The following is a 260-nucleotide window of genomic DNA, read 5'->3' as shown; positions in this document are numbered from 1 at the left end:
TATGAACAATTTTCTTAAAGTCTTTCCTCTTTTTATTCTTATTTGATTTTCCACTATTTCTTTTATTTGAAGCAGAATCTTTCTTTTCTGATAGCTCTACTCTTAATTTAGAACCATTAAATTCAAAGCCATTTAATTTTTGAATTAATAAATTAGCATTATCTTCATTATTAGAAGTCGCAAAACCAAACCCCCTGCATTCTTTAGTTTCCTTATCTAAAACTGCTTTAAATCTAATCGAGTCAGAAACTGACTTTAAA

At 26.9% G+C, this 260-nt stretch carries 1 pseudogene; it reads right to left on the bottom strand.

The window, feature by feature from the left end:
* Positions 1-260: pseudogene (locus tag AMO19_RS03400) on the bottom strand (RNA-binding protein); the annotation flags it as partial.

Origin of the sequence: Prochlorococcus marinus (assembly GCF_001180245.1) — a bacterium.
Classification (GTDB): Bacteria; Cyanobacteriota; Cyanobacteriia; order PCC-6307; family Cyanobiaceae; genus Prochlorococcus_A; species Prochlorococcus_A marinus_F.
The sequence above is the reverse complement of the archived record's forward strand: the minus strand, read 5'-3'. Positions and strand labels throughout refer to the sequence as shown.